1 protein-coding gene is annotated in these 10595 nt (G+C 71.6%); it reads left to right on the top strand.

Annotation, left to right across the window (positions count from 1 at the left end; all coding sequences use genetic code 11):
• Positions 1-40: 40 nt before the first annotated feature.
• The gene (locus tag ACIHFB_RS01585) at positions 41-10588 is read left to right on the top strand and encodes a type I polyketide synthase (RefSeq protein WP_400124884.1); all 10548 of its coding nucleotides are present in this window, start codon (positions 41-43) and stop codon (positions 10586-10588) included.
• Positions 10589-10595 lie beyond the last annotated feature (7 nt).

Genomic DNA, 10595 nt, shown 5'->3' with positions numbered 1-10595 from the left:
GGATATCCGGCTCCATCAGAATTCTTGTGAGGACTGAAGAATGGCCACGGACGAAAAACTCCTCAAATACCTCAAGCGCGTCACCACGGAATTGCACAACCTTCGGAAGCAGGGCTCGTCGCACGCCGGTGAGCCGATAGCGATCGTGGGCATGGCGTGCCGGCTGCCGGGCGGTGTGGCGGGCCCCGAGGATCTGTGGCGATTGGTCCGAGAGGGCCGGGACGCCGTGTCGGGGTTCCCCGACGACCGGGGCTGGGAGCTGGACGGCCTGTTCGACCCGGACCCCGACAACCCCGGCACCTCCTACACCGACCAGGGCGGCTTCCTGCAAGGGGCCGGCCTGTTCGACCCCGGGTTCTTCGGCATCTCGCCGCGTGAGGCGCTGGCGATGGACCCGCAGCAGCGCCTCCTCCTGGAGACCTCCTGGGAAGCCCTGGAGCAGGCGGGCATCGACCCGGTGTCGCTGAAGGGCACCGACGTCGGCGTGTTCTCCGGGGTGTCCAGCCAGGGCTACGGCTCCGGCGCCGGCGGTGTCGCCCCGGAGCTGGAGAGCTTCACCGGCACGGGCGTGGCATCGAGTGTGGCGTCGGGCCGGGTGTCGTACGTCTTCGGCTTCGAAGGCCCGGCGGTGTCCGTGGACACGGCCTGCTCCTCCTCCCTCGTCGCCATTCACCTGGCGGCGCAGGCCCTGCGGCAGGGGGACTGCTCGCTGGCGCTGGCAGGCGGCGCGATGGTGATGGCGACACCCGGCACCTTCGTCGTGTTCTCCCGGCAGCAGGGCATGGCCTCCGACGGCCGCTGCAAGGCGTACGGCGACGGCGCGGACGGCATGGGCCTGGCCGAGGGCGCGGGCGTGCTGGTCCTCGAGCGGCTCTCGGAGGCACTGGAGCGTGGGCACCGGGTCCTCGCGGTCATCCGGGGCAGCGCGGTGAACCAGGACGGCGCGTCCAACGGCCTCACCGCCCCGAACGGTCCGTCGCAGCAGCGAGTGATCCGCAAAGCGCTGGCCGGCGCCGGACTGGTCGCTGCGGATGTGGACGTCGTGGAGGGACACGGGACCGGTACGGCCCTGGGCGACCCGATCGAGGCACAGGCACTCCTGGCGACGTACGGACAGGGCCGGGACCCGGAAAAGCCGCTGTGGCTGGGCTCGTTGAAGTCGAACATCGGGCACACACAGGCCGCCGCGGGCGTGGCCAGCGTCATCAAGATGGTGCAGGCGCTGCGGAACCACATCATGCCCCCGACGCTGCACGCAGAGGTGCCGTCGACCGAGGTCGACTGGTCCGCGGGCGCGATCGAGTTGCTGAACGAGGCCAGGGAATGGCCGCGGAACGGTCACCAGCGCCGCGCCGGAGTCTCCTCGTTCGGCATCAGCGGGACGAACGTGCATCTGATCCTGGAGGAGGCGCCCGAAGCGGAGGAGACGCCTGCCGCGGAGGTACAACAGCCACAAGTGTCCGCTGGTGTGGTGCCGTTGGTGGTGTCGGCGCGGAGCGAGGGCTCGCTGGCGGGGCAGGCAGGCCGGCTTGCGACGTTCATCGAGGGAGCCGACCGGGCGCCCCTGCCGCACGTGGCCGACGCACTGCTTACGGAGCGGGCGCTGCTGCCCGAGCGCGCGGTGGTCCTGGCCGGTTCGGACCAGGAGGCCCTGGCCGGACTCGGGGCGCTGGCACGGGGTGAGCGCACGGCCGGTGTGGTGACCGGCAGGGCGGTCGGCTCGGGCGGACCCGGCAAGGTCGTCTGGGTGTTCCCGGGTCAGGGCTCGCAGCGCGAGAAGATGGGCCGGGAACTGTACGACCAGCACCCGGTGTTCGCCCGGGCCCTGGACGAGGCGTGCGAGCAGCTCGACGCCTGTCTCGCCGGATGGGTGGACCACCCGGTGCGGGACGTGATTCTCGGCACCGTGGCGAGCAGCCCCGAACTGCTGAACCAGACGGTGTTCACGCAGGCCGGCCTGTTTGCCGTGGAGACCGCGCTGTTCCGGCTCGTGGAGTCCTGGGGCGTACGGCCGGACGCGGTCATCGGACACTCGATCGGCGAGATCGCCGCAGCTCACGCGGCCGGTGTGCTGTCGCTGCGGGACGCGGCGCGCCTTGTCGCGGCCCGGGGCCGGCTGATGCAGGCCCTGCCGCAGGGCGGCGCGATGGTCGCGGTGGCCGCCGGTGAGTCGGAAGTCGCAGACCTGCTCGGCGAGGGCGTGGAGGTCGCGGCCGTCAACGGCCCGTCCTCCGTGGTGCTCTCGGGCGACGAGGACGCGGTCCTTGCGGCAGCCGACCGGATGCGGGAGCGGGGACACAAGACGAAGCGCCTCGTGGTCTCGCACGCGTTCCACTCGCTGCGGATGGAACCGATGCTGACCGACTTCGCCGCGGAACTGACCGAGGTGGAATGGCAGTCACCGGCGATTCCGGTGATCTCGAACGTGACCGGGCGCCTCGCCGGACCCGACGAACTCACCGACCCGGAGTACTGGGCCGGCCATGTCCGGCGGCCGGTGCGGTTCGCCGACGGGATCGCGGCCGCTGTCGAGTACGGCGCCACGCTCTTCGTGGAACTGGGCCCGGGTGCGGCCCTCACCGGACTCGTCGAGGAGACAGCCACCGCCGCGGGCGCCGAGGTGACCTGCGTGGCGGCACTGCGCGACGGCCGCCCGGAAGAGCGGACCCTGATGGCCTCGATGGCCGAGCTGTTCGTGCGCGGTGTCCCCGTGGACTGGACCGGCGTGCTGCCGTCTGCCGGTACCGGCGTGGATCTGCCGACGTACGCCTTCGATCACCAGCAGTACTGGCTCCGTACGGCACAGGCCGTCACCGACGCGACCTCGCTGGGACAGGTTGCGGCCGATCACCCGCTGCTCGGTGCGGTGGTGCAACTGCCGCACTCCGACGGGCTGTTGTTCACCTCGCGTCTCTCGCTGAAGTCGCACCCCTGGCTCGCAGATCACGCCGTGGGCGGTGTGGTGCTCGTCCCGGGAACGGGGCTCGTGGAGCTGGCGGTGCGTGCCGGTGACGAGGCCGGTTGCGGGGTGCTGGAAGAGCTGGTGATCGAGGCGCCGTTGGTGGTGCCCGAGCAGGGTGGCGTACGAGTTCAGGTCGCCGTGGGCGGGCCCACTGACCAGGCTTCGCGCACCGTGGAGATCTACTCCCAGCGCGAGGACGAGGCCTGGACGCGCCACGCCACGGGTCTCCTGTCGGCGTCGCCCGCGACCCGCGCGGGGGAGTTCGACTTCGCCGCCTGGCCGCCGCCAGGCGCGCAGCAGATCGAGGTCGGCGACTTCTACGGCGACTTGGTCGAGCGCGGCTACGGCTACGGCCCGGCGTTCCAGGGCCTGCGTGCGGTGTGGCGGCGCGGCGAGGAGGTCTTCGCCGAGGTCGCCCTGCCCGAGGAACAGCGGGAGAGTGCCGACAGCTTCGGCATCCACCCGGCGCTCCTCGACGCCGCCCTGCACGCCGGGATGTTCGGCGCCGAGGCGGACACAGCGGGGGAGGATCCCGGGCAGCCGGTACTGCCGTTCGCGTGGAACGGCCTCGTGCTGCACGCCGCGGGCGCCTCCGCACTGCGGATCCGCCTGACGCCCGGCGGACCCGGTGCCGTGTCGCTGGAGGCAGCCGACGCGACCGGCGGCCTCGTCGTGACACTGGATTCCCTGGTGTCCCGGCCGGTGTCCGCCGAGCAGCTTCGCACGAGCGCGGAGACGGCGGCCGTCGATTCGTTGTTCCAGGTGGACTGGATCGGGTTGCCTCCGGTGCTGGGGGTGGAGCCCTCGTGGGTGCCGGTTGCCACGGCGGATGAGGTGGCGGCCCTGGAGGCTCCGGGGGTGGGGGTCTTGGAGGCGGTTGGCGGTGAGGGCACCGTACTGGCCTTGACGTCTCGGGTGTTGGGAGTGGTGCAGGGGTGGCTGGCTGCGGACGGTCTTGAGGAGTCCCGGCTTGTGGTGGCGACTCGGGGTGCGGTGCCCGCCGGTGATGGTGTGGTGTCGGATCCGGCTGGGGCGGCGGTGTGGGGTCTGGTGCGTGCGGCGCAGGCGGAGAACGCGGACCGGATCATCCTGATCGATATGGATCCGGCCGCCGGTGACGGTGTGGTGCCGGTGTTGGGTGCGGTGCTGGCGGGTGGTGAGCCGCAGGTCGCGGTGCGTGGTGCGACGTTGTCGGCGCCGAGGCTCGCTCGTGTCTCCGGTCAGGTCTGGGACGCCGACGCGGCGTTCGGCCCGGAGGGGACGGTTCTCATCACGGGTGGTACCGGATCGCTCGGTGCCCTGGTGGCACGGCACCTGGTCACCGGACACGGTGTACGAAATCTCGTGCTGGTCAGTCGGCGTGGGCCGGATGCCGAGGGTGCGCAGGAGTTGGTCGCCGAACTCACCGAGCAGGGCGCGGCCGTCTCGGTCGTGGCCTGCGATGTCTCCGAGCGCGACCAGGTACAGGCCCTGCTGGCCTCGCTGCCGGACCTGCGGGGTGTGGTGCACACGGCGGGCGTCCTGGACGACGGAGTGATCGGGGCGCTGACCCCCGAGCGCCTGGCAAAGGTCTTCGCGCCCAAGGTCGACGCGGTACGCCACCTCGACGAACTGACCCGTGGCCTGGACCTGGACGCGTTCGTCGTGTTCTCGTCCGCCTCGGGCGTGTTCGGGTCGGCAGGCCAGGGCAACTACGCGGCGGCCAACGCCTTCCTGGACGGTCTGATGGCCGACCGACGTGCGGCGGGCCTGCCCGGGCTGTCCCTGGCCTGGGGACTGTGGGAGCAGAACGCCGGAATGACCGCTCACCTGGGCGACGTCGACCAGGCGCGGGCGAACCGTGGCGGTGTCCTGGCGATCACGGCGACCGAGGGACTGGAGCTGTTCGACACCGCGCTCGTGTCCGGACAGTCGCTGTTGGTGCCGATCAAGATGGATCTGCGCGGTGCGCGGGCCGGCGCGGCGACCGGTGCCGCGGTCCCGCATCTGCTGCGCGGCCTCGTACCGGCCGGACGGCAGCAGGCTCGGGCCGCAGCCGGCAAGGACACCGACCTGCCCCGCCGGCTCACCGGGCTCGCCGAGGCCGAACAAGCGGCTCTGCTCCTCGATCTGGTGCGGGCTCAGGCCGCGGTCGTACTCGGCCACAGCGGACCCGAAAGCGTCCGGCCGGACACCGCGTTCAACGAAGCCGGATTCGACTCGCTCACCTCGGTGGAACTGCGCAACCGGCTGCGTGAGGCGACCGGTCTGAAACTCCCCGCCACGCTGATCTTCGACTACCCCACCCCGCAGGCCCTCGCCGGCTATCTGCGCGAGGAGTTCGGGGACACGGCGGCGACCGACACATCAGCCGCGACCGCGGCCGCTGTCGCGGATCCCGACGAGCCGATCGCGATCGTGGGGATGTCGTGCCGGCTGCCCGGTGGGGTGATGGGCCCCGAGGACCTGTGGCGGATGGTGCGCGAGGGCCGCGAGGGCATGTCCGACTTCCCCGATGACCGGGGCTGGGACCTGGAGGGCCTGTTCGACCCGGACCCGGACAGCACGGGAACGTCCTACGTCGCCCAGGGCGGCTTCGTACAGGGAGCAGGGCGCTTCGACGCCGGGTTCTTCGGTATCTCGCCGCGTGAGGCGCTGGCGATGGACCCGCAGCAGCGCCTCCTCCTGGAGACCTCCTGGGAGGCCATGGAGAGCGCCGGCGTCGACCCGACGTCGTTGAAGGGCACAGACGTCGGCGTGTTCTCCGGGGTGTCCAGCCAGGGGTACGGGGCCGGAGTGGCCGCACCGGAACTGGAGGGGTTCGCAAGCACGGGCACCGCGTCGAGTGTTGCCTCGGGCCGGGTGTCGTACGTCTTCGGCTTCGAGGGCCCGGCGGTCACCGTGGACACGGCGTGCTCGTCGTCGCTGGTGGCGATGCACCTGGCCGCGCAGGCGCTGCGGCAGGGCGAGTGCTCGATGGCGCTCGCCGGCGGCGTGACGGTGATGGCGACCCCCGTCAGCTTTGTGGAGTTCTCCCGGCAGCGGGGCCTGGCAGGCGACGGCCGCTGCAAGGCATACGCCGACGGCGCCGACGGTACGGGCTGGGCCGAGGGTGTGGGTCTGGTCGTACTGGAGCGCCTGTCGGTGGCGAGGGAGCGCGGGCACCAGGTGCTGGCGGTGCTGCGGGGCAGTGCGGTGAACCAGGACGGCGCGTCCAACGGCCTTACGGCCCCGAATGGTCCCTCGCAGCAGCGCGTGATCCGCAAGTCACTGGCCAGCGCGGGGCTCACCCCGGCGGACGTGGACGTCGTGGAGGGCCACGGGACGGGGACGGCTCTGGGCGATCCGATCGAGGCCCAGGCGCTGCTGGCGACGTATGGCCGGGACCGCGAACAGCCCCTGTGGCTGGGGTCGTTGAAGTCGAACATCGGGCACACGCAGGCCGCCGCAGGCGTCGCAAGTGTGATCAAGATGGTGCAGGCGCTGCGTCACAGCACGATGCCGCCCACGCTGCACGTGGACGCCCCCACGTCTCAAGTGGACTGGTCCATGGGCGCGGTGGAGCTACTGACCGAGGCGCGTGAGTGGCCGCGCAACGGGCATCCGCGCCGGGCCGGGGTCTCCTCGTTCGGGATCAGTGGGACGAATGCGCATCTGATTCTGGAGGAGGCGCCGGAGGACGAGGTGCCGCAGTCGCCGGTGCCCGGTGGTGTGGTGCCGTTGGTGGTGTCGGCTCGCAGTGCCGGTTCGCTGGCGGGGCAGGCCGGTCGACTTGCGGGATTCGTTGAAGGCGGGAAGGCGCCCCTTGCCTCGGTGGCCGGGGCGTTGGTGTCCGGCCGGGCGCTGTTGAGTGAGCGTGCGGTGGTGGTGGCCGACTCGGAGGACGAGGCGCTCGCCGGGCTGAACGCGCTCGCCCGCGGTGAGAGCCCGGCTGGTCTGGTCACCGGCAAGGTGAACAGTTCGGGTGCGCCGGGCAAGGTGGTGTGGGTGTTCCCGGGCCAGGGCTCGCAATGGGCGGGTATGGGCCGGGAGTTGCTTGATTCGTCGCCGGTGTTCGCGGAGCGGATTGCGCAGTGTGCGGCGGCTCTGGAGCCGTGGATCGACTGGTCGCTGGTCGATGTGTTGCGCGGTGATGCCGAGCTGGAGCGGGTGGATGTCGTTCAGCCTGCCAGCTTTGCGGTGATGGTCGGCTTGGCGGCGGTGTGGTCTTCGGTGGGTGTGCTGCCGGATGCGGTGCTCGGTCACTCGCAGGGTGAGATCGCGGCCGCGTGTGTGTCCGGTGCGCTGTCCCTCGAAGACGCCGCGCGGGTGGTGGCGTTGCGGAGTCAGGCGATTGCTTCGCAGTTGGCCGGGCGTGGTGGCATGGCCTCGGTCGCGCTGAGCGAGGACGAGGCAGTCACCAGGCTGGAGCGGTGGGCGGATCGGGTCGAGGTCGCGGCGGTCAACGGGCCGTCCTCGGTGGTGATCGCCGGTGACGCCGAGGCGCTGGACGAGGCGCTCGAAGCACTCTCGAACGACGGTGTTCGGGTGCGTCGCGTCGCCGTGGACTACGCCTCGCACACCCGGCACGTGGAGGACATCCGCGGCACTCTCGCCGAGAAGCTGGACGGCATCAATGCCCAGGCGCCGGTGGTGCCCTTCTACTCCACCGTCACCGGCGAATGGATACACGACGCCGGCGTCCTGAACGGCGACTACTGGTACCGCAACCTCCGCGGCCAGGTCGGCTTCGGCCCCGCGGTGGCCGACCTCCTCAGCCAGGGTCACGGCGTGTTCGTGGAGGTCAGTTCGCACCCGGTACTGGTCCAGCCGATCACCGAGATCGTCGACGACGCCACGGGTGCCGTAGTGACCGGTTCGCTACGTCGTCAGGAAGGCGGCCTGCGTCGCCTGCTGACCTCGATGGCCGAACTCTTCGTCCGTGGGGTACCCGTGGACTGGACCGGCGTACTGCCTGCCGGTGCCGAGTCGGCCGGCGTGGCCCTGCCGACGTACGCCTTCGATCACGAGCACTACTGGCTCCAGTCCACCGGGACCGCCACGGACGCGACCTCCCTCGGACTCGCGGGAGCCGATCACCCGCTCCTCGGTGCCGTGGTGGAGTTGCCGCACTCCGACGGGCTGGTGTTCACCTCGCGCCTGTCGCTGAAGGCGCACCCCTGGCTCGCCGATCACAGGGTCGGCGGTGTGGTGCTCGTCCCGGGTACCGGACTGGTCGAACTGGCGGTCCGGGCCGGTGACGAAGCCGGTTGCGGCGTACTGGAAGAGCTGGTGATCGAGGCGCCGTTGGTGGTGCCCGAGCAGGGCGGCGTGCGCGTACAGGTCGCCCTGGGCGGACCGACCGGAGACGGCTCGCGCAGCGTGGACGTGTACTCGCGGCGCGAGGACGCCGCTGGTCAAAGCGGTGCGGACGCCTGGACGCGGCACGCTACCGGCATGCTGGCCGCCACGGTGCAACCGGTCGGCGGCGCGGGCGCGTTCGACTTCGCCGCCTGGCCGCCGCCCGGCGCGCAGCCGGTGGACATCGGCGGTGGCTACGACCTGCTCACGCAGGTGGGATACGGCTACGGCCCGGCGTTCCAGGGCGTGCGTGCGCTGTGGCGGCGCGGCGAGGAGATGTTCGCCGAGGTCGCCCTGCCCGAGGAACACCGTAAGGAGGGCGCAGGGTTCGGCATTCACCCCGCGCTCCTCGACGCGGCCCTGCACTCGCCGCTGTTGCAGATCGCGGGGGCTGTCGCTTCCGGCGGTGGCGTCGCGGCCGGACCGGGCGGGCCGGAGCTGCGGTTGCCGTTCGCGTGGAACGGGCTGGTGCTGCATGCCGCGGGGGCCTCGGCGCTGCGGGTGCGGATGGCACCGAGCGGGCCGGACGCGCTGTCCCTGGCGGCGGCGGACCAGGCCGGTGCCCTGGTCGTGACGATGGACTCGCTGGTGTCCCGCGTTGTCTCCGCCGAGCAGTTGGAGACGGCGGCGGACACGGCGCGCGCCGACTCGCTGTTCCGCGTCGAGTGGACCGAACTGCCGCCGGTTCAGGGGGCGGAGCGCTCGCCGTCATGGGTGCCGGTGGCCACCGCGGAAGAGGTGGCGACCCTGGCCGACGACGTGGCATCGGGCGCCGAAACCCCGGCTGTGGCAGTCCTGGAGGCCATCGGAGATGAGGGTGAGGACGCCGTGCTGGCGCTGACCAGCCGAGTCCTCGAGGTCGTGCAGTGCTGGCTCGACGGGCCCGGCCTGGAGGAGTCCCGGCTTGTGGTGGCGACCCGCGGTGCGGTGCCGGCCGTCGACGGTGTGGTGACGGATCCGGCCGGCGCGGCCGTGTGGGGTCTGGTGCGCGCCGCGCAGGCCGAGAACCCGGACCGGATCGTCCTGGTCGACACGGACCCGGCCGCCGGTGACGGTGTGGTGCCCGTGCTGGGCGCGGTGCTGGCCGGTGGCGAGCCGCAGGTCGCGGCGCGCGGCGCGACTCTCTGCGTACCCCGACTGACCCGTTCCGCCGCTCAAGTCCCTGACGCACCCGCGGTGTTCGGGCCGGAGGGGACTGTACTGGTCTCCGGTGCCGGGTCGTTGGGCGGCTTGGTCGCCCGGCATCTGGTCACCCGGCACGGCGTACGCCACCTTGTGCTGGCCAGCCGTCGCGGCCCGGACGCCGAGGGTGTCCAGGAGCTGGTCGCCGAACTCACGGAGCATGGCGCGGCGGTCTCCGTCGTGGCCTGCGATGTGTCCGACCGGGCGCAGGTCGAGGGGCTGCTTGCTTCGGTGTCCGGCGACTTGCGCGCTGTGGTGCACACGGCGGGCGTGACCGATGACGGTGTCATCGGGGCGCTGACCCCCGAGCGCCTGGCGCGGGTGTTCGCGCCGAAGGTGGATGCCGTACGTCATCTCGACGAGCTCACTCGCGGCCTGGCTCTGGATGCGTTTGTCGTCTACTCCTCGGTGTCGGCCGTGTTCATGGGTGCGGGCAGCGGGAGTTACGCGGCGGCGAATGCCTTCCTGGACGGGCTGATGGCTCATCGCCGCGCCGCGGGTCTGCCCGGGCTCTCGCTGGCCTGGGGTCTGTGGGAGCAGACCAGTGGCATGGCGGCCAACACCGACGATCTCACCCGGTCCCGGATGAACCGGCGCGGCGGCCTCCAGGCGATCACGCCGACGGAGGGCATGGAACTGTTCGACGCCGCGGTGGGGTCCGGACAGGCGCAGCTGGTGCCGGCCAGGCTGGATCTCCAGTCGCTGCGCGCTCAGGCCGCGGCGGGCGGGGGAGTGCCGCACATGCTGCGGGGTCTGGTCCGCACGGGCCGGCAGCTGGCGAACGCGGCGAGTGCTGCCGACCAGGGGCCGACGCTGTCCGAGCGGCTGGCCGGGCTCGCCGCCGTCGAGCAGGCGCAGGTGCTGCTCGACGTGGTGCGGGCTCAGGTGGCCGCGGTGCTGGGCCACAGCGCCACGTATCAGATCGACGCGGACCAGGGCCTGTTCGAGGTCGGCTTCGATTCCCTCACCGCCCTTGAACTGCGCAATCGGCTTCGCACCACAACCGAGAAGAAGCTCGCGCCCAGTGTCGTCTTCGACTATCCGACGGCAGGAATGCTCGCCGGGCATTTGCACGAGTTGATGTGCGGCGAAGAGGCAGCGCAGCCCGTAGCGATCTCCGTGTGAAAGAAGG

Origin of the sequence: Streptomyces sp. NPDC051963, from assembly GCF_044593495.1 — a bacterium.
Taxonomy (GTDB): Bacteria; Actinomycetota; Actinomycetes; order Streptomycetales; family Streptomycetaceae; genus Streptomyces.
This window is presented reverse-complemented; position numbering and strand designations above follow the sequence as displayed.

Coding starts and splice junctions, on each gene's coding strand:
- ACIHFB_RS01585 (WP_400124884.1), top strand. CDS start 41: ATGGCCACGGACGAAAAACTCCTCAAATACCTCAAGCGCGTCACCACG.